The organism is Actinoplanes sp. CA-030573, assembly GCF_050951115.1.
GTDB lineage: Bacteria > Actinomycetota > Actinomycetes > Mycobacteriales > Micromonosporaceae > Actinoplanes.
Genome location: NZ_CP192038.1, coordinates 3382450 through 3408172 on the forward strand (window position 1 = coordinate 3382450; position 25723 = coordinate 3408172).

Annotated in this window: 18 protein-coding genes and 6 pseudogenes; 14 read left to right on the forward strand and 10 right to left on the reverse strand. The window is 63.5% G+C overall.

Annotated features, from left to right (window positions below; all coding sequences use genetic code 11):
• Nucleotides 1-180 precede the first annotated feature (180 nt).
• From ACQP2F_RS15755 to ACQP2F_RS15775, 5 genes and pseudogenes are all read right to left on the reverse strand, one after another.
• Nucleotides 181-603: pseudogene (locus ACQP2F_RS15755) on the reverse strand (helix-turn-helix domain-containing protein); the annotation flags it as partial.
• Between the two features lie 1317 nt (nucleotides 604-1920).
• A pseudogene (gene istB / locus ACQP2F_RS15760) lies at nucleotides 1921-2713 on the reverse strand (IS21-like element helper ATPase IstB).
• Nucleotides 2713-3795 carry an IS21/IS408/IS1162 family transposase gene (locus tag ACQP2F_RS15765; protein ID WP_433304663.1) on the reverse strand — a complete coding sequence of 361 codons (1083 nt, stop codon included), beginning with the start codon at nucleotides 3793-3795 and terminating at the stop codon, nucleotides 2713-2715. The pseudogene istB and the gene ACQP2F_RS15765 overlap by 1 nt, the downstream one beginning before the upstream one ends.
• Before the next feature lie 63 nt (nucleotides 3796-3858).
• Complete coding sequence (locus ACQP2F_RS15770; RefSeq protein WP_433304665.1) at nucleotides 3859-4839, reverse strand: transposase; 981 nt, start codon at nucleotides 4837-4839, stop codon at nucleotides 3859-3861.
• Nucleotides 4840-5211: 372 nt separating this feature from the next.
• Nucleotides 5212-5619 carry a site-specific integrase gene (locus ACQP2F_RS15775; RefSeq protein WP_433304667.1) on the reverse strand — a complete coding sequence of 136 codons (408 nt, stop codon included), beginning with the start codon at nucleotides 5617-5619 and terminating at the stop codon, nucleotides 5212-5214.
• 539 nt (nucleotides 5620-6158) lie between these two features.
• On the opposite strand from ACQP2F_RS15775, the gene ACQP2F_RS15780 reads away from it, so the two are divergent.
• Nucleotides 6159-6569: a hypothetical protein gene (locus tag ACQP2F_RS15780; RefSeq protein WP_433304668.1), complete on the forward strand. Its 411-nt coding sequence runs from the start codon at nucleotides 6159-6161 to the stop codon at nucleotides 6567-6569.
• Nucleotides 6570-6770: 201 nt separating this feature from the next.
• Nucleotides 6771-7090, forward strand: a pseudogene (locus tag ACQP2F_RS15785) (DUF6192 family protein).
• Nucleotides 7091-7226: 136 nt separating this feature from the next.
• On the opposite strand, the gene ACQP2F_RS15790 reads toward ACQP2F_RS15785, so the two are convergent.
• The gene (locus ACQP2F_RS15790; RefSeq protein WP_433304670.1) at nucleotides 7227-7802 is read right to left on the reverse strand and encodes a hypothetical protein; all 576 of its coding nucleotides are present in this window, start codon (nucleotides 7800-7802) and stop codon (nucleotides 7227-7229) included.
• A 695-nt stretch (nucleotides 7803-8497) separates the two neighbouring features.
• On the opposite strand from ACQP2F_RS15790, the gene ACQP2F_RS15795 reads away from it, so the two are divergent.
• From ACQP2F_RS15795 to ACQP2F_RS15825, 7 genes and pseudogenes are all read left to right on the forward strand, one after another.
• Complete coding sequence (locus tag ACQP2F_RS15795) at nucleotides 8498-10336, forward strand: RCC1-like domain-containing protein (protein WP_433307509.1); 1839 nt, start codon at nucleotides 8498-8500, stop codon at nucleotides 10334-10336.
• A gap of 254 nt (nucleotides 10337-10590) precedes the next feature.
• Nucleotides 10591-11137: pseudogene (locus ACQP2F_RS15800) on the forward strand (transposase); the annotation flags it as partial.
• 235 nt (nucleotides 11138-11372) lie between these two features.
• Nucleotides 11373-12404, forward strand: coding sequence for an IS110 family transposase (locus ACQP2F_RS15805; protein ID WP_433304672.1), 1032 nt, complete (start codon nucleotides 11373-11375; stop codon nucleotides 12402-12404).
• 34 nt (nucleotides 12405-12438) lie between these two features.
• Nucleotides 12439-12762, forward strand: a complete 324-nt coding sequence (locus ACQP2F_RS15810) for a hypothetical protein (protein WP_433304673.1) — start codon at nucleotides 12439-12441, stop codon at nucleotides 12760-12762.
• Nucleotides 12763-13075: 313 nt separating this feature from the next.
• Nucleotides 13076-13438 carry a transposase gene (locus tag ACQP2F_RS15815; protein WP_433307511.1) on the forward strand — a complete coding sequence of 121 codons (363 nt, stop codon included), beginning with the start codon at nucleotides 13076-13078 and terminating at the stop codon, nucleotides 13436-13438.
• Nucleotides 13439-13440: 2 nt separating this feature from the next.
• On the forward strand, nucleotides 13441-14292 hold the full coding sequence (locus ACQP2F_RS15820) for an IS3 family transposase (protein WP_433304675.1): 852 nt from the start codon (nucleotides 13441-13443) through the stop codon (nucleotides 14290-14292).
• A 269-nt stretch (nucleotides 14293-14561) separates the two neighbouring features.
• Nucleotides 14562-14759, forward strand: a complete 198-nt coding sequence (locus ACQP2F_RS15825; RefSeq protein WP_433304677.1) for a transposase — start codon at nucleotides 14562-14564, stop codon at nucleotides 14757-14759.
• On the opposite strand, the gene ACQP2F_RS15830 is transcribed toward ACQP2F_RS15825, so the two are convergent.
• From ACQP2F_RS15830 to ACQP2F_RS15840, 3 genes and pseudogenes are all read right to left on the reverse strand, one after another.
• The gene (locus tag ACQP2F_RS15830; RefSeq protein ID WP_433307513.1) at nucleotides 14756-15757 is read right to left on the reverse strand and encodes a diguanylate cyclase; all 1002 of its coding nucleotides are present in this window, start codon (nucleotides 15755-15757) and stop codon (nucleotides 14756-14758) included. The genes ACQP2F_RS15825 and ACQP2F_RS15830 overlap by 4 nt on opposite strands.
• Before the next feature lie 563 nt (nucleotides 15758-16320).
• Nucleotides 16321-16455 carry a hypothetical protein gene (locus ACQP2F_RS15835; protein WP_433304679.1) on the reverse strand — a complete coding sequence of 45 codons (135 nt, stop codon included), beginning with the start codon at nucleotides 16453-16455 and terminating at the stop codon, nucleotides 16321-16323.
• Between the two features lie 1190 nt (nucleotides 16456-17645).
• Nucleotides 17646-18847 (reverse strand): annotated as a pseudogene (locus tag ACQP2F_RS15840) (IS110 family transposase).
• A gap of 564 nt (nucleotides 18848-19411) precedes the next feature.
• On the opposite strand from ACQP2F_RS15840, the gene ACQP2F_RS15845 reads away from it, so the two are divergent.
• The 4 genes from ACQP2F_RS15845 to ACQP2F_RS15860 all read left to right on the forward strand — a co-directional run bounded on the left by ACQP2F_RS15845 (nucleotide 19412) and on the right by ACQP2F_RS15860 (nucleotide 22014).
• Nucleotides 19412-19942, forward strand: coding sequence for a hypothetical protein (locus tag ACQP2F_RS15845; RefSeq protein ID WP_433304681.1), 531 nt, complete (start codon nucleotides 19412-19414; stop codon nucleotides 19940-19942).
• 148 nt (nucleotides 19943-20090) lie between these two features.
• Nucleotides 20091-20615 (forward strand): signal peptidase I, encoded by a 525-nt coding sequence (locus tag ACQP2F_RS15850; RefSeq protein WP_433307515.1) that lies wholly within the window; start codon nucleotides 20091-20093, stop codon nucleotides 20613-20615.
• 232 nt (nucleotides 20616-20847) lie between these two features.
• Nucleotides 20848-21285 carry a transposase gene (locus ACQP2F_RS15855; protein WP_433304682.1) on the forward strand — a complete coding sequence of 146 codons (438 nt, stop codon included), beginning with the start codon at nucleotides 20848-20850 and terminating at the stop codon, nucleotides 21283-21285.
• A 474-nt stretch (nucleotides 21286-21759) separates the two neighbouring features.
• Nucleotides 21760-22014, forward strand: coding sequence for a LysR family transcriptional regulator (locus tag ACQP2F_RS15860; RefSeq protein WP_433304684.1), 255 nt, complete (start codon nucleotides 21760-21762; stop codon nucleotides 22012-22014).
• 130 nt (nucleotides 22015-22144) lie between these two features.
• Here ACQP2F_RS15860 and ACQP2F_RS15865 read toward each other — a convergent pair whose 3' ends face one another.
• Entirely contained in the window at nucleotides 22145-23341 is a 1197-nt protein-coding gene (locus tag ACQP2F_RS15865) for a hypothetical protein (RefSeq protein WP_433304686.1), read from the reverse strand.
• A 1442-nt stretch (nucleotides 23342-24783) separates the two neighbouring features.
• On the opposite strand from ACQP2F_RS15865, the pseudogene ACQP2F_RS15870 reads away from it, so the two are divergent.
• Nucleotides 24784-25592: pseudogene (locus tag ACQP2F_RS15870) on the forward strand (transposase family protein).
• Nucleotides 25593-25723: the final 131 nt, after the last annotated feature.

The window sequence follows — 25723 nt, forward strand, 5'->3', positions numbered from 1 at the left end:
GCCACCGAGAACAAGGATCGAGCCCGCAGACGCCTTCGGCTCGTTGTGTGCTCGCAACACTCGTCGGCGCACCGCCGGCCAACTAGCATCTACCTGCACAGCCCACTCCAGGAGCTCTGCGCCGGCAGAAGTCAGGGCTACCGTGCGTGTTGTGCGTTCCAGGAGTCGCACGCCGAGGTCTCGCTCCAGGCGCTGAACTCGTGTTGTCAACGCTGGCTGCGTTATATGCATCCGCCGCGATGCCTTGGTGAAGCTCAGCTCTTCAGCCACACACCGGAAGGCCACGACGTCAGGCCAATTCAAATTCCACATTGTTACAGGCATCGGATCTCCCGATCGTTGCTGAACTGGCCCGGCCCCGAGAGGATTCTTCGAGCGGGCATAGAGCGAAACGCATGCACCACCAGTGCAAGCGACATAACTGCGTTCGCATCGCGGATCATCTTTCCGCGTGTCTGGCTCCGTCATCAACACAGTCCTACGTATCAACGGATCGGAACCTTTGGGGGCGGGTATGAATTCGAGACTTCGTGGCTCCCCGTAACCGCATTGGCACTTAATGTCTGCGGCGCACTCGGGCTGATCGAAGCCGCCGCCGCGCATGCGGCGCTGGAAGGGCAGTTGAAGGCCTGGCGTGGTTAGTCGGGCGTATAACTCGCCGATCGGCTGACGTCGCGCCGACGCGGTGCTCGGCGCCACGGCGATGGAGGGATTCGGTCGCGCTCTGCCTCGCGGAACCGGCGTGCGCTGTATGAGTGACCATGGTCAACGATAGTCCCAACGTTCGTGGTCAAGGCTCTCGAGGCCTGACCTGCGCCAACGGGGAGGAACGATCTTCTATTAATAAAGCACAGAGCTTTAATATTTACGGGCGGTAAGATGCTTGCACCTGGTCAGCGCCTCGTCAAGAGCCGCGGATCATGTCGCCGCGCTTTCCTCAGAGGCCTCTCCCGCAGAGGCGACCTTCCCATGGGGCGGCAGCCCGATGTGGGGCCCAGCATGGCTATGCAAGCCATTGTTCGTGGTCGAGGCGCGCCGCTGGCGTTACGCCGGGTAGGCAGTCGGGCGGTGCGGTCGCCACGGTTATCGAGCTCGCCCCGGCCCATGTCCGCGAGCGCGCGGCGTCCGGCGATGAACGCGCACTCTCCTGACCGACTGACGCTTGACCGCCTGGCGCGCCCGCGGCTCGTGGCCTGTACGTAATCCCACGAGGAGCCGCCGCGAGATGGGCCGACAGGCCATCGATGCCACCGATATGGCCGCGCAAATGCCGTCGAGCATGACGCGAATCAGCCGACCGATCTCCAGCTGGGCGGTCGGTAATTCTGCGGTGCGCCGTTCGAGCAGGGCGCCGCGGCCAAACCCCAGACCGCCCGGACGTTGCGTGGCATACCGCAAGCCGGACGAGCCGCTGCCGATCGCGGGTATCCTTGACGAGCCGGTCCGTCTGACGATTCGCGGCAGTCTGAGATGGCCGAGCCCAAGCAGCTTTGTCCGAGGAGTCGGTGCTATCGCGGTCCATGCCCCTCAAGACTGACGACCATGAAATCACCGCTCGAGGTCGCGGGCGTTGCCGAGCTGACCCGGCTGCTCGGCGTCAGCGGCAGTGGGCCAGAACCGCCTCCCGGCGGCGGCCGGGTTGCGCCGCGACGGTGGCCGGGGCGAGGATCCGCTTCTCGCGCCCTTCAGCCCTTAGCCGATACCGGCGCTGGGAAAGACCGTCGGCTTTGCGGCCGGCCAGTTGAACGCTACAGGCTTCGGCAACATCGTCTCGACGCCGACCAACTCGGTAAGCCCATAGTGCGGCCATGTCGCGGAGATGAACTGCCGATCCGCTGGACGCGGGGGCGCTCTCAAAGGTGTCAACGCCGCCCGAATGTTGACCATCGTGTTCCGGTCGAATCGGGACCACCCTGTTGGTTAGTCGTTGGTGTTGCCGGCCGCGGGGACGCGGCCGAGGTTGCGGTCTTTGAGTCGGTAGCTGTCGCCTTTCATGGAGATCACGTCGGCGTGGTGGACGAGGCGGTCGATCATGGCTGCGGCGACGACGTCGTCGCCGAAGACTTCACCCCAGCGGCCGAACGGCTTGTTCGACGTGACGATCAGCGACGCGCGTTCGTAGCGGGATGAGACCAGTTGGGAGAACAGGTTGGCGGCTTCCGGTTCGAACGGGATGTAGCCGACCTCGCGATGATCAGCAGCGGGATCCGGCCGAGTTTGACCAGCTCGGCCTGCAGAGTGCCGGCTTGGTGAGCGTCGGCCAGCCCGGACACCCATTGCGCGGCGGTGGCGAACGCGACCCGGTGCCCGGCCTGGCAGGCCCGAATGCCCAGCCCGATCGACAGATGCGTTTTCCCGGTCCCGGGCGGTCCGAGGAACACCACGTTCTCCCGGCCGGTGACGAAGTCGAGGGTGCCCGGATGGGCGATCTGATCGCGTTTCAGTGATCGCTGAGGTCGTAGTCGAACTCCTCGAGGCTCTTGCGGGCCGGGAACCGGGCGGCCCGGATGCGGCCTTCCCCGCCGTGGGACTCGCGGGCAGCGACCTCGCGTTGCAGACAGGCGGCCAGGAACTCTTCGTGCGTCCACGACTCGGCGCGGGCCCGCTCGGCGAGGCGTTCGACGGAGGCGGCCAAAGATGGGGCTTTCATCGCGCGAGCCAGAAACGCGATCTCCGAGGCGACTTTGCGGCTGGTGGTGGCTTTGGTGGCCATCAGGCCACCTCGCTGTCGAGGCCGAACAGCCGGTCGTAGTCGGACAGATTCCGGTGCTCGACCGCGGTGCGGACCGGGCTCGCCTTGGCGGTGAGGCGGTGCGCGGCCCGCAGCAGTGTGGCGGCGTCGCGGTGCAGCGGGTCGGTGATGCTCTGATGCGCTGCCCAGCAGCGGCCATGGGCGGCGACCGGCCGTCCGTCGCAGAACACCTCGACCCGGTCGGTGTCCGCGTGGATGTCGATGCGGCGACCGATCGCCGAGGGGTGCACCGAGTAGTCGTTGGCGTCCACGCGGACGTAATGGTCTCGCGGGAGCCGGGTCGACAGCCGCCAGCCGACCACCGGGGCGACCGGCGGCAACGTCACCATGGCCTGCCGGTCCGCGGCGATCCGGTCGACCGGGCGGGCCTGCAACCGGCGGTGGACCCGCTGGTTGGCCCGGTCCAGCCACTGCTCGAGCTGAGCGTTGAAATCGGCGGGCGAGGCAAACGAGCGGCCGGGCAGAAACGACGTCTCCAGATAGCCGTTGGCACGCTCGACCAGGCCTTTGGCCTCCGGGTCGGCGGGCCGGCACTGGATCACCCGGATGCCGAGGCTGCCGCGGGACGCGTTCATCGTCGCCGCCAGCCAGCGTGAGTAGCCGCAGACCATGACCAGCACCGGCGGCCGGCCGACCTGACCGAAGCCCAACGGCACGTCCGCGGGCGGGAACCACAGATCGCATTGCGCCAGCTCGCCCGGCAGATACTCGGTGCGCTGCGCTGGATCCGGCGGCCAGAACAGCGGCCGCAGCCGCTGCACCCGATCACAGAACACGGTCTTGCCCCGGGTCCACCCGACCCGCTCCATGATCACCGTGGTCGGCATGTCCGGGAACTCAGACAGCAACGCCCGGATCCGTGGTTCGACCGCGTCCACGATCGAACCCGCCGGCGCCCGGTGATACCGCGGCGGGCTGTCACTCGCCAGGGCCCTCTTCACCGTGTTCCGAGACATCTTCAACCGCCGGGCGATGGCCTGGATCGCCATCCCTTCCGACCGCCGCAGCCGCCGGATCTCCGCCCAGTCCTCCACGCTCAGCACCTCCCGATGCTTCAGGAGGTGGTCCCGATTGGGCCGGAACCACGTGGACGCTCCTATGACGCGTCAAGAGTTGACGGCAGGCGGGTTTTCGAGCTGTCGGTAGAGCTGGCGGGTGACGTAGCGACCCAAGCAGCGGCGGATTTCCCGATCGGTTCTGCCTTCGCTGCGTCGGCGTTCGGCGTAGGCACGGGTCGCGGGGTCGAGGCGTAGCCGCGTTAGGACGACGGTGTAGATGGCTCGGTTCAGCTGGCGGTCGCCGGAACGGTTGAGGCGATAACGGACCGTCTTGCCCGACGAAGCAGGGATCGGCGCAGTGCCCGCGAGCATCGCAAATGCCGCGTCGTTGCGGCAACGCCCGGCGTGCGACCAGGCGGCGAGGACGGTAGCCGCGACGATCGGGCCAACCCCGGTCAATGCCAACAGGTCCGGCCGCCATGCCGAGACAATCTTGCGAATTGCCTTCTCGTGTTCGGCGGCCTCCTCCTCGAGCGCATGGATGCGACGAGCAATGGCTTTGAGAGTCGACATCGCGGTGAACACATGCACGTCGCCGGCGTAGTGCGCGGCTCGCAGCCGCAGCGCGTACGTGATCATGGCGCGGGTAGACAGGCCACGGAATCGAGCCCGGACCTGCTCGGGGGCAGTAACCACGAGCGCGTGCAGCTGACTTTGGCCGTCGACGGCGGCATCGACCGCGGCCCGGCGGGCTGTGAGCAGCAGCTGCAGGGCCGCACGCTCGGCACCGGCGCGCGGCTTGGCCAGGTGCGTACGAGCCAGGGCGTCCCGGGCGGCGCGGACGGCGTCGATCGGATCCGACTTGGCCCCTGCCTTGCGCGCGGGACGTTTCGGACGGTCGAGCTCGACAACAAGCTCGTCGCGCTGAGCGAGATGAAGGGCCAGGCCGGCACCGTAGCCTCCCGATCCCTCCATGGCCCATGCCCGCAACGTCCCGTGCCGCTCGGCGATCTCGACCAGCGCCCGATAGCCAGCCGGGTCAGCCGTCACCGTCTTCTCGGCCAGGACGGCACCCGTGGCCGCGGACACGACGGCAGCGGTGTGGGTGTTTGTGCGTGTCAACGCCGATGACGACATCGACCTGCTCTGCCAGCATGGGCAACTGCATTCTCCTCTGATCCGGACGGACGTGGTTTCGGTCCGGTGGGAGATTCGGCAGGACTGTGACGCGACACGCCAGCCAACTGACGGTCAACCTCCTGATCAAACCAGTTACCCCCGGCCGGGCCGGCATCAAGGACAGCGAGCGGACAAGTCCCCACTAAAGGCACCAGGCCAGTCAGTTTTTGAGTCACGCCCGCCGTCTTGCTACCAGCCCATCACGGCCGATCTGGACCGGCCCCAGCAGTCTCACAGTCAGCTTTCACGCGTCGCCGACAAAAGAGCGCCGAGCATAGAAGATCAAGCAAACCGACTCCACGGAACCCGGGGAAGATCACCCGTCGGCTCGCTCGGAGCAAACACCAGAGTCAAGCAGCCGAGCCACTGCCTATTGCCGCTTAGGGTTTCGTCACCTAGCACTGTCGAGCTCGCGATGCCCGAAGCCAGCTTTAAGTCTGGTAGTGGGAGTGCGCCTGATCCCATCGTCCGGCGCGGCAGTCGGCGGCGGACAAGTGGAAGAGACACGCGCACCTGGGAGACGGTCAGTTCACCGGGCCCGGCGTCGTGGTGGGCCGCGAACTGGAGAAGGTCGCCGCGGTAGGCGCGGATGGTGTGTGCGGAGGCATTGCCGTTGGCCAGATCGGTGAGGAACTCCGCGAGTGCCGCTGCGAGGGGAGGGCCGAGTTGCTCACGGATCGCGTCGTCCATGCCGCCATCCCCTCAAGTGGCCTGATAAGCAGGAATCGAACTGTCGCCGGCGCAATCGCGGTCCTGAGGTCGCAGACCGGCTCCGACGCTAGAGTCGCCAGATAACCGGGGTTATCACGCAACATTCCACGGCCGATTGATGCCGACTGCCGGATGGTTATCGTCGCCGCATGCCTGAGCTGATCGCCCCCACCGCCCGTCTGCACGCCGCCTGGCTCGAGGCGCACACGGAGTGGGTCCCGGCCCGCACGAGGACGGCTTCGGGTTGCAGCCCACCGACTACGTGCAGTCGCCAGCCGGGTTCACGGCCTGGCTGGCTCGACTAGGCAGACGTGATTGCCGTGATAGGTTCCAGGGTCCGCAGCGGCTGCGGCCAAGGTATGGGAGTGGCGACAGTGTACGGCTTCGACGAAGAGGCAGTCCGTGTGTGGCGCGAGTAACGAGATGCCGCCCGCGAAGCTCTGCAGGCTGGTGACGGGGCCCGGGCGTCTGCCTACGCCTCTGGCAAGAGCAGCGGCACTCGCAGTCCGGACACCTGGGTGCTGGGTGCTCTCGGTGATGTGGTGAGTGGTCAGCCTAAGTATGCGCTGCGGGGCATTGATCTGGGTTTGCAGCACTGGATCATCGGTGCTGAACATCGTGCCCTGCTGTTGTGGCTGCGTGGGGAGATTCAGTGGAGGAAGCTGAAGGATCCGAAGTCTGGTCTGATCGACCTTATTGCCGCGACTGCCGACGCCCATGAAGCATGGCAGGCAGCCCTGCAGGTCGCAGTGGTGGACTGCAGGGCAGCGGCAGCAGCGAGCCGCAAACGCACGCGTGCGTTCGATCCGGCTCCAACCTCATGGACCGAGGGAAGGCCGGTGCCCGATATCCCGTTGGACCTGCCGGTCGAGTCGTACCCAAGATTGATCCGGGCGTCCTTCAATCCAGCTGCCAGGTCGGAGCGCTGAGGTGCCCGTCTTAGGACTTGAAGCTGACATTCTCTCCGCTCTCTTCAGTTCAAGATCGAGGTAAGGCCGGAATTGCGCTCGCGGGATGAGCGGTGGGGCTCGGGGCGCTCGGGGTCGGTTGTCGCTGGTGCCGACACCGGCTGGCGTGGGTCGTGAGGCGATGCAGGTACCGCCTCGGCGGTGCCCGGTCCGCGGCGGGCGATGACCGATACCACGGCCCGGCGTCAATTGAACCGCGCCCAGGTCGACCACGCCCGGCAGGGTGGGGAGATGGTGCGCCAGCGCACGCCCGCGCTGCGGCACATGGAGCCACCGCGGAGTTCCTGGACCGGGTCGGCGCGTGCGCGCAGTTCGTCGCCTCGGCCGGGCGGATCGTGCCCGGTCTGCGCGGGCAGATCAAAAGACCTACCGAGACAGCCAAGCCCCCGCTCAGTCGTTCGGATCGCCGTCACCGTGACGGCGATCCGAACGCCGGCAACACCACATCCGAAGCCGTACCCCTCCCAGCAGCTAAAAGGTAGAGAGACAGCCACTCATCGTCGTACTTTTCCGGTGCTGGCATCATCCTCTCCCTGTCAGATCATGCCCTCCGAGAAATCCAGGCCGATTCAGTGGGTCTCTCCAGATCATCCAACTAACCTCCGAGGACCACGTCAATCAAGTGGTCGACTGCCATGTCAACCCTATTGACAATGTTGACCCCTGGGCTGATTCGTCGGGCAGAAGCTCAAGCGTAAAGCGATAGCTGCGCTGCTGACCCGTCGCAGTGGGCACCCAGCTGCCCAGCCCGGTGGAATAGCTGCTCTTCGAAGCGACGAAGGCGGCGAGCGTACCGTTGCTTGGCGAAGGCGTACTAGCATCGAAAAGAACCGCGGATGGTGTAAAGCCTGTGCAAGCCGAATCTTGCGCACCCGAACCTTCTTCCACACGAAACTTGACGTACGAAGGCAAGCTACCCGCTGACGACGAGGCAAACAGGCGTACTGGCTGTGACAGCACCAGGTTGCCGTCGTATGTGACGGTGACGCAGCGAGTAAAAAGAGTTTCGGGAAGTGCCGACGACCAGGTGAGCGCCGTGTTGGCCGCGTCATCGTTGCTGAGGCCCACGGACCCAGCATTGATAGTATTGCCCGCATTGGCGGCAAAGCCGCTGAATGTCGCCCCAGAAGTCTGTATTGTGAGACTTGAAACGACAACCGACGCGACAACCGAAGCGGCAATCGACGCCGTCACTCCACGATGAGAGCGATTTGCCGGCCGGGCGCGGTGTTTGGCGCCGCAGCGCCGCCGCGCTCCGCTGCTTCGTTGTGGGAAGATCACGCGGAGACTCCCGGAAGGCGCTGGAACGTGTGAGGGAAGTGCGGTCTTGTTATCGGCCGAAATCTCACTCAGCTTAGTTAATCAGATCAAACGTCGAACGCTGGTACGAGCTGCTCCTGCCGAGGTTGTAAGCGAAGTCGAATTTCGGGCGGTTCCCCTAAACCCTGTCGAGAAGCTGCCGATGAGGAGGATGTATCGTCAAGACTGGGGGCGTTGTGAAGCGGGCGAGCCGTGCATTTTCGGTGGGTTTGGCAATAATCGCCATTGCCGCGTTGGCGGCGCCATCGTTTGCAGCCTTCGTCGGTAGTGTCGGCTCGTCCGTGGCGGTATCGGCCGCCGACCCGATCTGGCCCGGCACGCTCCAGGGCTGGGGGTGGGACGGTGACGGGCAGAGCGCACCGGGTGGAGGGCAGGATCGGCTTTCGCCGACTCTTGTGACCGGAGCGACCAATTGGACGTCCATAGCTGCGGGCTACGGCCAGACTTGTGGTACACGCTCTGACGGATCGTTGTGGTGCTGGGGCGGCACCGGCGACGCGATCGCTACCTCCGATGGGCTCGGCCGCGCCATCGCGACACGGGTCGGCAGCGGCACCAATTGGTCGTCGGTGACGGCCGGGTATCAGCACACTTGTGGCCTGAAGACAGACGGTTCACTATGGTGCTGGGGTGACGGCACTTACGGTCAACTGGGTCAAGGCAGCAATGCTCGATTCTACGCCCCCGTGCAAGTAGGAACAGCTTCGTGGGTTACCGCAAGCGCTGGCTTCTATCATACCTGCGGCATACAGGTGGACGGGACATTATGGTGCTGGGGGCGAAACAACCGTGGCGAGCTGGCAACCAATGATATGGTCACTCGGCAGTCCCCGTACAAGATCGGAACCGTGACGACGTGGTCATCCGTTTCCGCAGGTAACGCGCACACCTGCGCCACCCGAACTGACGGCACACTGTGGTGTTGGGGTGACAACAACAACGGACAGCTAGGCCAAGGTGACTATCTCAACGCGCGAGGAGTAGTAACGCAAACGGGTACAAGTACCCTGTGGGCGTCCGTCTCGTCGGGCAACACTCACACATGTGCCGTACAGACAGACGGCACGTTGTGGTGCTGGGGAAACAACGGCAAGGGTCAGCTAGGAGTCAACGACCAGGTTGAACGCCACGCGCCTACGCAAGTCGATACGAACACGAACTGGGCGACTGTCTCCGCGGACGGGTATCACACCTGCGCTTTGAAAAACGTCGGAACGCTGTTCTGTTGGGGGTTCAACGCTCACGGTGAACTTGGTCGAGGCGTCACCACCAGTATCAGAACGACTCCGGCGCAGATTGGTAGCACAGCTTACGCGACCGTAGAATCGGGAGTGGAACACACCTGCAGCTTGATCGCCAGTGGAAGTTTGTACTGTTGGGGAAGGAACGAGTACGGCCAACTTGGCCTAGGCGACACTATCCAATATCTGTCACCCCAAATCGAAGACGCAAATTCTTGGGCCGGACCGCTGGCATCGGCGGAGTCCTTCACCTGCGGAATAAGGTCAGCGGGAACCCTATGGTGTTGGGGTGCCAGCGAGCGGTACCAGCTCGGATTGTTTAGTACGAACACGAAATACTCTCCTGCCCAGGTCGGCACTGCCAGCAACTGGCGCTTCGTCACAGCCGGCCAACAGCATGGCTGCGGAATCCGAAAAGACGGAACGCTGTGGTGCTGGGGCGAGAACAACGACGGTCGGCTCGGAGTCGGTGACCAATTCTATCGAGGTACCCCCACACAGGTGGGATCGCTGACAACCTGGCGCACAGTCTCGGCAGGTTCCAACTTCACGTGCGCGACAAAGACCGACCTCACCATGTGGTGCTGGGGCGACAACAGCTCCGGTGAACTTGGCCAAGGCAACTACACCATCCGCATCACTCCAACCCAAGTATCAGGATCTAATTGGACATCCATCTCGGCAGGGGTGTTGCACGTCTGCGGCACGCGTACGGACGGAACACTCTGGTGCTGGGGTAATAACGGTCACGGCCAGTTGGGACTCGGCGACACAACGGCACGTACGACGCCCCAGCGCGTAGGAACGCTTTCAACATGGCAAACTCCGTCCGCCGGTCGACGCCACACCTGCGCAACGCGCGTCGATGGCACCCTCTGGTGTTGGGGAAACAATGCCTTCGGCCAATTAGGGCAAGGCGATATAACCAGTCGCTCCGCACCAGTCCAGGTGGGAAGCTCGACGACCTGGCGCAGGGTGAGTTCCGGCGCAGACCACCTATGCGCAACGCAGCGCAACGACACAGTATGGTGCTGGGGCTCAAACCAGTACGGACAATTGGGCGTGGGCGATCAAGTCAATCGGCTGACGCCGACTCAAATTGCCGGGGTTTCCGGGAAGGTTGCTTCTGTAGGGTCAACTGCCAATCACGTTATCCTCGTCAGCTAGCGCATTCGCCCGTCATGGCGACGCGAATTCGGATGCGTCTCACGCAGGCCAGGGCCAGCGGGCAATGTCTCACGCTACAGGTTGTCGCCGCTCCCGAAAGACTAGATCTGGCTGACCCACTTTTCGTTAGAGACTGACCCTGGCGCCCGGAATCCACTGTGTATGGTCGGCCGCCGTGCGATTTTCTGATCGTGCTGTGGTGCGTGGGTTCTAGATCTTGTCGCAACACTCCCTTGCTCATGTGCGGCGTGTTGATGGGTCGGCGTGGGACTTAAGCGGCAATTGGACGTCGAGGCTCGGTATTGGCAGCTGCAGCTGTCAGGCACCGGAACGGTGCAGGCGTGCCGGATGGTCGGGATCACTCGCAAGGCCGGCTACCGGTTGCGAGCCGGAAACGGCGGGGTTCTACCGGCGCGAATCGCAGGAGCAGCCCGGTCAAACCGGTATCTGTCGCGGCTGGAACGGCAGCGGATCGCGACGTTTGCGCGGGCAGGGCTCGGGAGTGCGGGAGATCGCACGGCGGATCGAACGTGATCCTGCCACGGTCAGCCGCGAGCTTCGCCGCAACAGCCGTCCGCACGACGATAAGCCTACGACGGCGACCTCGCTCACGCGCGGGCACGACAACGCAGCGGTCGTCTCCGCCGCGGAAAGCTGAACCTGGACTCACAACTGCGAGGCTTGGTCCAGGACCGACTCGAGCAGGATTGAAGCCCGGAACAGATTGCCGCTTATTTGCGCGTGACGTTCCCGGACCGGCCGCACTGGCACCTCTGCCACGAGACCATCTACCAGGCTCTCTGATTTGTTGAATCTTGGCAAGCGCGACGGGTCTGCAGCCCGTAGCGTCCACGGCGCCGTCCGGTATAGGTTCGCAGGCTCCTTGCCGCCCTCGTGGCTGGCTCACTGATAGCGTGCCGAGCCGGTCGGCGCCGGCCGTGGCGTGGTTCGACAGAGGCGTGTTCGATCTTCAAGTCAGGATGCCCACCACGGCGATTCCCCCTTGTCGTCTGCCAGCCCGTGGAGCTCCTGTTCTGTGATCATCATCGGAATCGACCCGCGCAAGTCATCGCTGACCGCCGTCGCTGTCGACGCGTCCGGCCGGCAACTGGCCGCCCGCCGGTACCCGGTCAACGCCGGGATCTTCGGCCAGCTGATCCGCTGGACCCAGCTATGGCCGCGACGGCAATTCGCGGTCGAAGGCGCGAACGGACCCGGCCGCGGCATCGCCCAGCAACTCGCCGCGGCCAGCGAGGACGTCTTCGATGTTCCCGCAACGCTCGCCGTCCGCGCCCGCCTGCTCGACACCGGCGGCACCCGCAAAATCGACGCCGCGGACGGTGCCGCCGTCGCCCACGTCGCCCTGCCTCACCCCGGACTTCGCCGCGTCGTTGCCGAAGATCAGAGCACGATCCTGCGCCTGCTGTCCGAACGCCGCGACGACCTCGCCCACGAGCGGACCCGGGTTCTCGACCGTCTCCACGGGTTGCTGCGCGATCTGGTCGCCGGCGGCGCCCCGACACGCCTGTCCGCCGATCAAGCCGCCGCCATCCCGCGCACCACCCGGCCGAAGACCGTCACCACCTCCTGCCGCCGCGATCTGGCCTACGAACTACTTTCCGATCTGCGCCGCATCGACACCGTGCTCCAAGCCAACGAGGGCAGCCCAACGCGACGCTGTCGCCACGACCGGAAGAACCTCGGCCGAGGTCCACGGCATCGGCACCGTTCCCGCCGCGAAAATCCTCGGCCACGTCGCAGATGTGTCCCGTTTCCCCATGCCGATCACTTCGCCAGTTACACAGGAACGTCGCCCTTGGACGCGTCGAGCGGCAACCGCAACCGCCACCGCCTCAACACCGGCGGCAACCGTCAGCTCAACTGCGCGCTGCACACCATCGCCGTCTGCCAAGCCCGTGATCCCGGCCCCGGTAGGGTCTACTACCTGCAGATCAGCGAGGGCAAAACCCCGGCCGAGGCTCGCAGAGCCCTCAAACGACGCCTCACCAACGTCATCTACCGCCAACTCGACAAAGATCAACATGACCACCTCACCAAAAACACTTGACACACAGAGGCGCTATCACGGCGGTCGCGGTGGCTTGAGCCGGCAGCTGACGCGCCGACTGCGGACCGGACGGCCGCAGCGTCGACGACGCCGGCGCAGCGATGTCCGCCAAAGCCGATTCATCGCGCCTGCTGTACTCATCGATCAACGGCCGTCGGTCGTCGAGAACCGGACACGGATAGGTGACTGGGAGGGCGACCTCATCGTCGACCGGATGAGTCAGAGCGCGATCGGCACCATGGTCGATCGGACCAGCCGCTACCTGCGCCTGATCCACCTGCCGAGCGGCCGTCGCGCCGACCAACTCCACGACGCGCTGTTCGCAGTCCTCGTGAACTACCAGAGGCTGCCAGGCTAACCCTCACCTGGGATCAAGGCTCCGAGATGGCCCGGCACGATCACCTGGCGCCCCACTTTCGCGAAGGCATCTACTTCGCCCGGCCGGCCAGCCCGTGGCTGCGCGGCACCAAGGAAAACACCAACGGCCTGCTGGAATGGTCCCGAAAAGTTGGACACCGCAAATACGGGTCCATCTTCAGAAGGGCAGACCGATGTACTCGGGGAGCACGTTGAGTCCCTCCGACGCCGTCTCGGCCGTCGAACTGTTCGAGCAGGGCTTCACCGCGAAGTCCGCGTCGTTGTCGCTTGACCTCGCCCCGAACCCCGTTCAAATGTTGTACCAGCGATGGCAGCTGCGAGGACGGGACGCGTTGGTGACCAGGCAACGCAGGCAGTACGACTTCGGGACCAAGCTCGAGATCGTGCGGCGCCATGTTGAGGGCGAGTCAGGACGGGCTCTGGCCGAAGAATATGGGCTCCCTTCGCCCAGTACCGTCGCCAACTGGACGAGCGTCTATCGACGCGAAGGCGAAGACGGGCTGCGACCCAAAAGACGCGGCCGACCTCCGACCGACCCCGCAGACCCTGCGCCGGAGACCGAGGTCGAGACACTGCGCAGGGAGAACGAAAGGCTGCGCGCAGAGGTCGCGTACCTGGGAAAATTGCGGGCCTTGAGGTCACGGGAACGACGCTGAAGGTGCAAGCCGTCGAAGATCTCAAGGCGCAGTACCCGCTGTCGCTGTTGTTGCAGATCGCGTGTCTTGCCCGGTCAACGTTCTACGACCACCGCAACAGACTCGCTCGAGCGGATCGGCATGCTGAGCTTAAAGGAGCCATCCGCCAAGCCTTTAGCGATGCGAAGGGCGCCTACGGGCACCGCCGCATTCTGGCAGTCCTGCAACGCTGCGGGTGGCGGGTATCGAAGATGACCGTGCTGAAGCTGATGCGCACGCTCGGTCTGCAGTGCCCTGTGCGCCGGCGGCGCAGGTACAACTCTTTCCGGGGCGAAGTCGGCCATGCGGCCGACGACGTGTTGGATCGCCAGTTCACCGCAGCGGCCCGGCACACCAAGTGGGTCACGGACGTGACCGAGTTCGCGATCGGGGCCGCCAAAGTTTATGTCTCGCCAGTCCTCGACCTCTGGGACAACCGTGTCGTCTCTGCCGTGGCCGGGCCATCGCCAAGCGTGAAGATTGTCACTGACGGGCTACGCACCGCGATCAACAACCTGCAGCCCGGTGAGAAACCGCTGGTTCACTCCGATCAGGGATTTCAGTATCGCCACACCCTCTGGCAGGGCGTGCTCCGCGATGCCGGCCTGACGCAGTCCATGTCCCGCAAGGGCACGTGCCTGGACAATGCCGTCATGGAAGGATTCTTCAGCCATCTCAAGGAGGAATGGTTCCGGATCCAGCAGCCCGCGACCGTTGACGAGTTCCACGCCGGACTGACCAGCTACCTACAGTGGTGGAACACGACCCGCATCCAACAACGACTCGGCTACCTCAGCCCCGACGAGTACCTCGCTCAAACCGCCACCGTCGCATAAACTTTACTTTCAAGGTCCAACTTTCGGGGACCATTCCACTGCTGCGCCAGTACTTCCCCAAGGGCACCAGCATGGCCAGACACGATCGGCAGACGCTTCGGGCGGTCGAGGACCGGCTCAAACAACGACCTCGCAAGATCCTCGGCTGCTGCACACCGCAGGAGGTCTTCCTCGATGGTCTGGCAACCTGAGGACAGCAATGTTACGACGATCAAGGGCGAGGCCGGGATGCAGGACCGCTCCCGACCTAACGCTCCTTTACCGCAGGCTTGCGCCGCGACCACGACGCCGTCGTCAACGGGCTGACCATGACCTACAGCTCCGGCATGGTCGAAGGACGCGTCAACCGCATCAAAATGATCAAACGGCAGATGTACGGCCGCGCCAACCTGGACCTGCTCCGCGAGCAAATACGTGTATTGCCGCGTCCGAGTCGACGCCGATGGTTAGTGCAGTTGCGGATCTAGGCTGCGACAATGTCATTCTCGGGGCGCGACCCAACGGCTAGAACGACTTGATTGCGCCCGCTCTCTTTGGCTTTATATAGAGCTTCGTCGGCCTGCGCAATGAGGGCGTCAGGCGAAATCGCGCGGCCAGACGCAACACCGATGCTCGCCGTGACAGGTACGGCACCATTCATGTCTCTGATGGCGAGTCGTAAGCGTTCCGCCTGCGCGCCGGCGACTTCTAGGGATGTCGCCGGCATAATGACGGCAAATTCCTCTCCCCCATAGCGGGCCACTATGTCCCCGGGACGAGAATGCGCTCTCAGCGTTTCCGCCGTGATGCGAAGTACTTCATCCCCCATTTGATGTCCATGCACATCGTTAATGCGTTTGAAGAAATCGAGGTCCACCAACGAAATGCCCGTAAGTGCACCGTCGCTGGTACCACGGGCTAGGCAAGAGGCGAGTTGGAGATCGAAGACTCGTCGATTCGCAACGCCCGTCAATCCATCAGTTTCTGCAGCTCGCCGTAGCCGGCTCAGCAACAGAGTTCGAGACAACGACATCGCCGCGAGGCTAGTTGCATGTTCTGCCGTGAGGATAGTGCGTCGTTCGATCCGCTTGTTGCGTCGCTGCCAGAATCCGAATCGGTGTTCGAAGACCAACGCGCCGCGCAGTTCTCCTACCTCAAACGGCACACACGTCATGTGGCGCCCTCTGGGAAGGAGCATAGCCAAATGTGTATCCTGGCCAGCGACCGACGGAGCGACCAGCACCGTTCTCTTGGCTGACAAGGCCGTAGATATGACGCCCTCTTCGTCTAAAGGTTGATCAATGGGGTGCTGGCTTTCGGCGTCGGAGCCGATAACAGCCCACCTCCCGTAGCTTTGACCCGCTTCCGACGGGACTTCCGCGACGACAGCAGCACGATATGCAAGGAGGTCGTGCATCGCCAGGTGATTGAGCCGTCGGGCGATGCTTAACGGTTCGGTATCTTCAATGAAGGCGGCCGCCGCCATGCGGAGCACTCGGTCATCGTATCGGCGTCGACGTAGTTCCCGCTCGTTGACAGCCGCCAGGCATGCCGTGACGAAGCAAGCGGTACCAAGCTCTCCGACCAGAAGTCCTAGATCACCGGAAGACGATTGACCCTCGGGGGCCAGCAGTCCTGCGTTTTCGCTTTGAACGACTAGTATCGTCAGTAGTATATGCCATACAGCTACCTTGGCGCCCGTGCGGAATGAGGCAAGCAACGTCACGCTGATGACGTGGACCAGCAGGACGTACGTGCCGACACCCCCGAGAGCGCCCAGGAGATACCAGGCTCCGGCGAGCAGAAGGCCGTCTCCAAGGACTGAAAGATTCAACGTGGCGACAGCATGGGCTTTCATGCGCCGGACGACAGCAACCATCCCGACCGTCGCACTTGTCCACGTTAACCAGGCGGCAGCCAGCGCACCAATGTGTCGGGCGTCAGCGTAAGCCGCGAGCAAGATAAGCACAGGACCTGCGGCGAGGCGGCACACTAAGATCCATCTTAGCCGCTCTCCGACAGGTACCAGATCGTTGAGGTTGTTTCGCGTCACGACGGCCTTCCATCACTGATCACGTCGATCGCCTGCCGGCCGACGACGTCGCTCGGAAAGTGAATGCTGGAATCGGGCCAGAGCGGCGCCAACGCAAGCTTCGGGTCATCCCGGTCGATCCACCGCTGCACCAAGAGAAATATGGCTAGTGCTACCAGGACTGCGAGCGGGTACGTGGGATGCTCGGCGACCGCGGTCAGGAGGCGAAGAGTGGCCCTACTAGTGCGTCCGATGATCAAACCGAAGCGGTCTAAGAAGTTTGTCGATAGGGAAGGTCGATCCTGCGGACTCGCCATTCGCGGGCTAGCCGGGGAGCCCGGAGTCTTTGCTGGAGGCGCCGCCGGGTCGGCTGCTGGCATCCCGGGCTTCGGCCGATTCTCGCTCGCTGCGGGCCACGGTGCGGCTGTCGCGGTTGGTTGCTTAGAAGTCGGTGCCGTGATGGGTTCATGATCGTTCGACGGCGGAATTGCCGGGCTAGTAGTCGGCTTGGAGGACGCCGGGGCTTCGGTCGGGAACCATCGAAATGTTATGCTGCCAGATAAGCCCTGCGCGGCGTTGTCGTCTCGTACCGCGACGGTTACACGATAGGTCGTTGGCCCAGCGACTGAACTGGAGATTGGTGATCCCGAGCCAACTTGAGGCATGGTATTCATCGGGCCGGCGAAGATCTGCTTGCCGACGAAACCGCGGCAGTTTGCCTCGGCGAGTGTAGTCCCTTGATCGATCTCTACGTCGAGATAGGGCACTAAAGGTCCGCTAACGTCGGTTGCCAGCAACCCGGTGACCGACCTCGGATGCTGAAGATCGATACGCAGACAACGGCTAACTGGCGCTCCAGGCTTCAGGACATTCGCCGGGAAAAGGGGATGACCATTGCGGTCGCCTAGCACGTGGACATTAACAATAGCATCCGCAGACGCGGCCGGCGCGTCGCTTCCCAGACCGGGCAACACCGAACCAACAGAGACAAGCAAGATCAGCGCTAGTCGTCTGCCGGCCGACAACATGCCAGTCTCCTCAGTCCGAGCACTCCGCGTCTTCGGCCATCACATCGGCGGCACTGAGACCTAACCTTAGGTTTGGTAGCCCCCGAAACCCGCCGGGCTGCCCTCGAATTTCCCAGGAGCTGTTCGTAATCACAGAGGCACCGCTGGTGACATCGACAACGGGCAGCAGCCGTTCCCCAGCAATTGGCTGGAGATCGTCGGGCGCGCACAGCGGCCTTCGTCTGAGACGACCCGCGCTGGCGTCTGGGCCCACAGCAGGCTCGAAGCCGCGGCCGATGCGAGGGTCCCCCGGGGGGGGTGTCCCTATGGGTTCGTCAAGCGGCGAGGGCGTGTTCTGTCGGCCGGATCTGGTAGGGCTGTTGGTCGCGGAGCATGGCGAACAGGACGTCGACTCGGCGGCGGGCGAGGCAGATGAGGGCGGCGTTGTGGCGTTTGCCTTGAGCTCGTTTGCGGTCGTAGTAGGCCCGCGACGGTGGATGGGACAGGGACGCGAACGCGGCGAGGAAGAACGCGCGTTTGAGTTGCTTGTTGCCGCCCTTGGGCGGGTGTTCTCCGCGGATAGAGATACCGGAGCGGCGGGTGACGGGGGCCAGGCCGGCATAGGATGCCAAATGCCCGGGCGTGGGACAGGCGGTGCCGTCGCCGACTTCGAGCAGGATCCGGGCGGCGGTCCTGACCCCGATGCCGGGCATCGACGTCAGGACCCGGGCAAGAGGGTGCGCATCGAGATCCCTTCGACCTCACCGGCGACCTGATCACGCTGCACCAGGACGTCGCGGAGGCTATCGGCCAGCCGGGGAAGAATCTTCTCCGCTGCTGTCGTGCCGGGAACGATCACCGTCTGTTCGTCGAGTGCGGTCATGATCTGCTCGACAAGCCGTTCACCCAGGCGTGGAGCATTCTTACCGGCGATCTCCCCAAGTTTGGAACGGCCGGCCTTGCGCAGCCCGGCAGGGCCCCCGCAGCGCGACAGCAGCTCAAGCACTGCTTTGTGCTGCACCCGTGGTCCGCGGACACGTTCGAGCGCGGGGTGGATTTGGGTGAGCAGCCCGCGGATGCGATTGGAGATCCGCGTGGCTTCACCGGCAAGGTCGTCATCGAAGCCGACCAAGACCCCCAGCTCGGCAAGGGTTTTGTCACCGACATCAACCCGGCGCAGCGTATGCGGCAACGTGCGGGCGGCGTCCGCGATCACATATGCGTCGCGCGCGTCGGTCTTCGCCGCGCCCGGGTGCAGATCGGCGATCCGGCGCATCGCCAGCCCGGGCAGGTAAGCCACCTGGTGACCGCAGGCTCGGGCGACAGCGACCGGCAACGCGCCGATCGAGGCGGGCTGGTCGACGACCACGAGGATCCGGCCATGGCGGGCGAGTTTGTCGAACACCTGCCGCAGCCAGGCCTCGGTGTTGACCAAAGCAGCGTCGTGCAACCGCTTCCCACCAGGATCTAGGGCGACGGCGTGGTGGCCGTCCTTACCGACGTCAAGACCGAGGAACACCTGGTAATCGCCGTGCACATCGCCTCCCTGCGAGGTAACCTGTCACCTCGATCGCCAGTCCGGCGTCGACTGTCGGCAGCCACGTTACGAGGAGACCTACCTCAGCCCTGCAGGTGGTCGTGTCCCTATCAGCGATCTGTCGACGCCACCCGGCTCGGTGACAACACCCCCCGGATCATCCGCACGACAGGGGCAGTAAGTCATGCCAGGCCGGGCAACCGAGGGGCCCCCGGCTGGGGACGATCAAAAAGGTAACGGGGCGCGGGCGCCGTACCCAATAAGCGGATCGGCCCGGGCACCGCCGGCTCCGGACGGCAGAAGACCACAGTCGCTCCGGAGGACACGAGAGACTTCGGCAGTGAGACCAACTTTGCTCCCGTCGCGCAACCCGAGGTCTTCGAAGGTCTATGAAGTGCAACCCGAACCCTAGGTCGTAGTGTTACGGCACGAAGGTCAGGAGCGACAATGTTAGTCGGGGTGCACCGCCGGTCACCGAAAACTCACTCGAGCGCTGCCACTGACAGCTCCCGGCCGCGCCGCCGTTGGGCGGCAGTCGGTGCGACCCTCGCAGCATTGGCAATCGTGGCCTCTGTCGTCGTCACACATCCGACCAGCGCCGCATTTCGTGAGGATATCGAGAACGGACCCAATGTGCTCGACTCCGGTACGGTTCAGTTGACCAATGACAGTGCCGGTTCGTTCTTCGCAAATCTTGCCGACTTGGGCCCCGGCGACTCCGGAGCCGAATGCATCAAACTCGTCTACAAGGGTTCATTGCCAGCTAGCAGCATAAGAATGTATGCCGATACCGGCGCAGACAGCGGTCTTGGGAATTGGCTCAAGTTTACAGTAGATCTGGGCACATCGGGGCCAGCTGCAAGCCGTTCTTGCAACGAAGCACCGTCATTCGGGGGCGCGATCGTCAATCTTGCCAGTGCCGTCCAAGCATCCAGATTGCCGACCGATTTTGCCGATGGCTATCTCTGCGGGAGCAATGTCTCGGCAAACCAGAATGCATGGTTTCGCATCGCCTATACCCTTGACGTCGCAACACCAGACTCGGCCCAGGGAACGTCTATCGCAGTCAAGTGGGTATGGGAGGCGCGAAGTTGAACGCATGCCTCTGCTCGGCAGCCATAGTGGGCAATTTTTCGCGGGCCGCTCGGTGAAGGGCAATCAGATGGCGTCATATCAGGGCACTCGCCGACGGTCGGCCCAGCACACCCGTAAGTCACGCGACGCAAGCGATGACTCACGCCGGATGTCACGGTTGCGAGAAGCTGTACGGGTTGTGGCCGATAGCCTTCTCATCGGGTTCACGGCTGCTGCAGTCGGGCTCCTATTGTGCGCGATCGCCCCTCTTGCCATCGGGTGGCGGCCTTCGGTGATCGTCAGCGGATCGATGACGCCGCAACTTCATGTCGGCGACGTCGTCGTTGTGGCACCCACGAATCCTCGGAACGTCAAGCCACGCCAGATCATCAGATTCACTGACCCTGCTCAGCCCACGCGCGCCGTGATGCACCGCATAGTGACGGCGAACACGGACGGCACTTTTATCAGCAGAGGCGACGCCAACGACCATGCAGACTCAACCCCCGTTCCAGCTAAAAACATTCTTGGGGTTGCCCGCATCCGTGTTCCTTACCTCGGGCTTCCTGCAGTGATGATCAACTCGGGGATCGCTGGTCGGGCTGGCATTGCGCTGCTAGCGCTGGCCGCCTGCCTCACTGCAATCTGCGGCAATAAGTCAAGGACAGCTAAGCACAGAGCAGCCCGACGGTGACGGAATCGCCGATTGAGCGTGGCCGACACGGCATCCTGGACCCCGGTCGCGGTCGACACCCGGCTGCAACCAGTGACCTCGATCCGCGTGCCAGTCAACCGGCGACGGCTACCGGCAGCTGCGACGCATCGCTCGCCGCTGGCCGAACGCCAGCCGGGCGATCGAAGGCGCCGCCGGCGACCGCGCGAAGACCTCATCGCCGAACGCAAGCCATAACCCGCTCCGCTGGCATTTGCACGAACTGGACGCGGACTGGGACCCGCCGGCGCGGTCTCTCGACCGCGTCAGCAACCTCGACAAGATATTGGACCGGCTGACGCAGGTCTCCGGCATCGTCGGGCAGCTGGCTGCCGCAATCGCCCGCCGGTGCCGAGATCTCACCGAGGAGATCAACCCGATCGCCGCGCAGGTCGAGCGCCTGGCCGAGAAACTAGCACCGGCACTCATCGCTGTTGTCGGCTGCAGCCCCTTGACCGCCGCGAAGATCCTCGGCGAGGCGGCCAGCGTCGCTCGTTTCCGCAGCGCGGCTGCCTTCGCTCGGCACAAGGGCACAGCCCCGCTGCCGGTGTGGTCGTCTACCGTGCGCGCCACCGGCTCAGCCGTGCGCGCCACCGGCTCAGCCGAACCGGAAACCGCCAGCTCAACGCAGCCCTGCACCGCGTCGCGATAACCCAAGCCCGCTGCCACGCGCCCGCCAAATACCTCATCGCTCGCCGGAAAGCCGGCGGTGAAGGAGGCCTGGAAGCTCTTCGCGTCCTGAACGACGCGCTCTTCGACGTCATCTACCAAGCCCTCCGAGCCGATCCTGCCCCGGGATCTTGACAGAGGAGCTATTTACGGGCCGCGGGAGTTGCGATCGGCCTGGTGTGGCCGCGAAAGAGCAATTGGTGCCTCGTCGACCGGCTCGACGACTGGGTATGACTAGTTGGACGGTATCGCGAGGCGGTATCCGAATCTGGCAAGTCCGCTTCAGGTTCCGGCAGATGTGCTTTCCAGCAGCAGTAGACCGAGATAATATACTCGCATCGCTGCCTCTGTTCAAGGACAGCTTAGCCGTCCTGAAGATCATCGAAGCAGAAGCGCTGGGAACCGCAGATGGCCGGAGCGGGTCTGGCTGTCGATCCGCCAAGCAGGGTACCGGGAGATGTGGCAAGAGCTGGAGACGCTCATTGCAGTCGTTGAGGAGCAACAGTTTACGCGTGCGGCATCGCGCCTCGGGGTCAGTCAACCCGAAGTGTCCAGGCGCATCCGCCGTCTAGAGCGCAGGCTTGGTGTAGTGCTGCTCATCCGCTCGACGAGACATGTAGTAGTTACCGAACAGGGCAGGGACGTCGCGGAATGGGCGAGAGGGCTCTTTGAGTCATGGGAGCTAGCCCGCCGTCGCATCGAAGAATGTTAAGTGCGGATGACATGATGCCTGCACTGCTAATGCGGTAGGCCCCGCGGCGCGCCGGCGTAGTTGCCCGGCGCGCCACGAGTAGTAGCCCGGTCCAGAGTTGCGTGTAGATCGCTTACAACAGCGCGATGTTCTAGTTCGGGGCGTGGATACCAGATGCACCATAGGCAGTCGAGAAGTTTTCACTCCTGTCGCCTAGATGCAGCTGCACGCATCTGTCTCTGAATCGTGCGGGAACATCAAATTCCTGCGAAATGGTGATTCCCCGCGCAGCGTCCGGTCGAGGACGAAGCTCAGTGCCCATCGCATTGCTGTAGAATTCGGTCTGGTCAGTTCGATTGCATAGATTGACGGTGTCAAGGTGGACAGTTCGAACACTTCCGTTGAACGCCGACCGAGGATCATCCCAAGGGATGTCGTTGCCGGCGCGATTTTGGAAGAAGCACGGGTTCTTGTCCGCGATCTCGGGAATCTTGCAAATGTTCACGGTGCGATACAGCGCCTTCGTCTGGTCATCGAATAGCCTGCTGGGCATGTCGACCTGGAAGTAGGTACCGGTGCCGAACTGCAGCAGCTGCCGATCGTTGTGGTTGAATCCCTGCTGACCCCAATAGGTGTGGTACTGACCGCTGTTGTCGACGTGAAGTGCCACGTTCCGACCGGTAAACCAATCTTCCCGAAGAAGATCATAGAGTTGGGATGAGGCGTCTTTGCCTTCACGGATTGTCTGCAGAATACCGGGTAGACATGCAGTACTACCGATCTTCCGGCCGCTCTCGTTCGGCACCTGAATAGACGTCGATGGCGTGGGATCGCCAACTCGTACATCGCCGATGCACTTTGCCGAGAGGGTTCCCGCGACACCGAAATGATGCATCGAGCGGTTAACGACCCGGAGACCGTCGGTGCAAGAGATGTAATACATGACTTCGTGCATGTTGTTGGTGAAAGCGTCTGCCGAGTGGGTTCCTTGGTGCAGCTTGACGAGCGCGCTGCATTTGGTGCCGTCGTCTTGGACAACATTGTTGACCAGCGTTACCTTATGCCCGACATGATCCTCGTGCCGCGGGTGATTCGGGTCCTGGTCCTCGAGCTGCTCGTTAATGTAGCCGAAAGGTAGGTCGACATCCTTGATGGCCGATTTGCTCGGATCGTCACCATGTTCGTGGCCAAACGTGCACTTTTTGCCTGTCGCTGGGTCGACCGCTACCGGCGGATGCCATGTGGGATACACCTTTCCGTCCGGGCCATAGACCCAGAAGGTGTCGTGGAAGCTTTTCGAACACGTATCAAACTTTCCCGGCGTCCACAGGCCGTAGGCGTGTGACAAGATGGCGCCCGCGGGAGGCTCCTGGCCCTGCGGTATACCGCCTCGACCACTGGTATACCGGGTCGTGGCCGGCACGGTCGGGTGGGACGAGGCGCGTGACTCGTGGTTATGACTTGTAGGGCTTGACGGACCGGAAGTTCTTCCGCTTGGCGAAGCGGCGGAAGGTCGACTGACGGTGTTGGGTTCACACCCGGTCGATCCAAGGACTACGAGTGCGGCAAGCGCCGCGATAGCAGCCACGCCACGGGCAGCGGTGCGCGGCGCCGCCTTTTGAACGTGTGGCGCTGTTGGCCGTAGCCGCCAGGAAGAACTCTCCCTCGTATGAGGCGCGAGATTCATGAACGCGTTTCCTCCCTGCTTGGGCGATTCACCGCCGACCGTTCTGAGGCAAGGAAACGGCTGAGACGGTTATGACTTGGTGTGCGCGCCACTGCGACCAGGTAGATTTCCCGATGAACACCGGTCAGGGAGAGAGCGCTCCGACCGGGTCGTCAGTGACCGCTTTCGACGCTCGAGCCTTGACTAATTTCAGTGATGACCACGCGGACGGCCTCCCGCCCCCGAGGGAAGCCGGGCATACGATACCTCGCGGATAAGGACACATTGATGGGGGCATGACGGACCTCGTTCTGCCGCAGCACTTCGGTGAGACTGTGGTGCTCCTGCGTGCCGTCGCACCAATACCTAGTCTTTTCCCGCGGGAAGACCTGATTCGCACGGGTCCAACCAATGGCTCACGGATCGTCCTCCTGTGTTGCCGCATCCGGCAATGCTTCGACAAATTAATCGGCAGTAGTTATAGATAAGGCCACTGCGGCGCGGCGCGGACTCGGGTCAGCAGTCGCGTTTTGTGGATCTTGCAGTCCTCGGGATGCGAGACGAAGACCAAACCGCCATTGTTATGCACTATAGGATCTCCAAGGGAGATTGGTGGATGCGATATCGTGCCTTGACTGGCAGTACGTCCATTTCGCTAATTCGCTGTTTCAGCTTCTCGAGGCAGTGAGCACGCACCTTATCCAGAGCAGCACAACCTGAAGCCCAAGCGGCAACCTTTGGAGGCGGTACTTGAGTACTTCGGACGATCAGACGTTGCAGTCGCTCGAAGCTTTGGCACGCGTCCAGCTCCATCTATTAGGGAGTCTGTCACTTTCGGACGACGAACTACCCGTCTCAGCCATGCGAGCAAATCTGGACCAGCTAACAGCGCATGTTCGTGATGCGCGACGGCGATTCACCGTCCTCCGCTGCGAGGGCGACCACTGAGCTCGACGAGGAGACGGCTGGCATGACGGCGCTGAAGGTCTAGATCTGCGACTGTCCTTGTGAATCTGTGCAGTCAATGCGGTTAACCCGCAATCAGCACCCGAGCCTTTTGAGAGGCTATGTCAGTGCTTTGGAGGTCGGTTGGCCGGCACGTTTTGCTGTTCATCAGCGGGTAGATCTCCGCCGCCGTGATCCCGTTGTCCAGCCGGACCCTGAACCACCTCGCCGAACGCACCCGCAGCCACCGCAAGCAGCCCGGATCCCACTGACGACACCAGGAAGACCGGTCGCCAGGCGCCACTCGCCCTGGCCCACCTGCGCAACGGCGACGCCTACCTACGCCTCGCGGCCGGCTTCCAGATTGCGACCGCCACCGCCCGGCGCTACGGTCAAGAAGCGACAGCCCTGCTCAGCGCGGCCGCCCACGACCTGGACACCGCCATGGCGCACACCCCGCTGCTGGCCTACCCGAACCTGAATGACACGCCGGTCCCGACCGACCGCGTCGCCGACCAGAAGCCCTACTCCCCCGGGCAAGTACAAGCGGCACGGATCCAGCAAGTACAAGCGGCACCGTGTCAACGTGCAGGCCTCCGCGGACACTGCTGACCACCTCGGCTGCTCCTCACCCGCCCTGCCGGGCTCGGCACACGACCTGACCGCCGCCCGCACCCACGGCAATCATCGACGCCCTGACCAGCGCGCAGGTGATGACCTTCGCCGACAAGGGATACCAGGCGCCAGCGTGCGCACGCCGTTCAAGCGGCGACGCTTGCAGCCGAACCTGTCCAGCCGGCAGAAAGCGGCCAACCGCACCCACGCGAAGATCCGCGCCCCGGGGCGAACACGCGACCGCCGCAGCTGGCTGCTCACCCATCCCGACCGGCTCGCCGACGACGACCGCGAACAACTCGCCCGAGCGCGTGCCGCCTGCCCGCATCTCGACGCCCGGCCACCCACGTCTCAGCGTTCGCCGAGATCCTGACCGCCTGACAAGGACAGCAGCTCAACGACTGGGTCACCGCCGTCGAAGCCGACGACCAGCCCGACCTGCCATCCTTCACCGCCGGCCTGCGCCGCGACTACGACGCCGTCGTCAACGAGCTCACCACGACC

Bases quoted from the DNA above. Each gene is read 5' to 3' on its own strand.
- ACQP2F_RS15775 (WP_433304667.1), bottom strand. From the start codon at position 5,619: ATGGACGACGCGATCCGTGAGCAACTCGGCCCTCCCCTCGCAGCGGCA.
- ACQP2F_RS15815 (WP_433307511.1), top strand. From the start codon at position 13,076: ATGTTGTACCAGCGATGGCAGCTGCGAGGACGGGACGCGTTGGTGACC.
- ACQP2F_RS15830 (WP_433307513.1), bottom strand. From the start codon at position 15,757: ATGGCGGCGGCCGCCTTCATTGAAGATACCGAACCGTTAAGCATCGCC.
- ACQP2F_RS15850 (WP_433307515.1), top strand. From the start codon at position 20,091: ATGTCACGGTTGCGAGAAGCTGTACGGGTTGTGGCCGATAGCCTTCTC.
- ACQP2F_RS15860 (WP_433304684.1), top strand. From the start codon at position 21,760: ATGTGGCAAGAGCTGGAGACGCTCATTGCAGTCGTTGAGGAGCAACAG.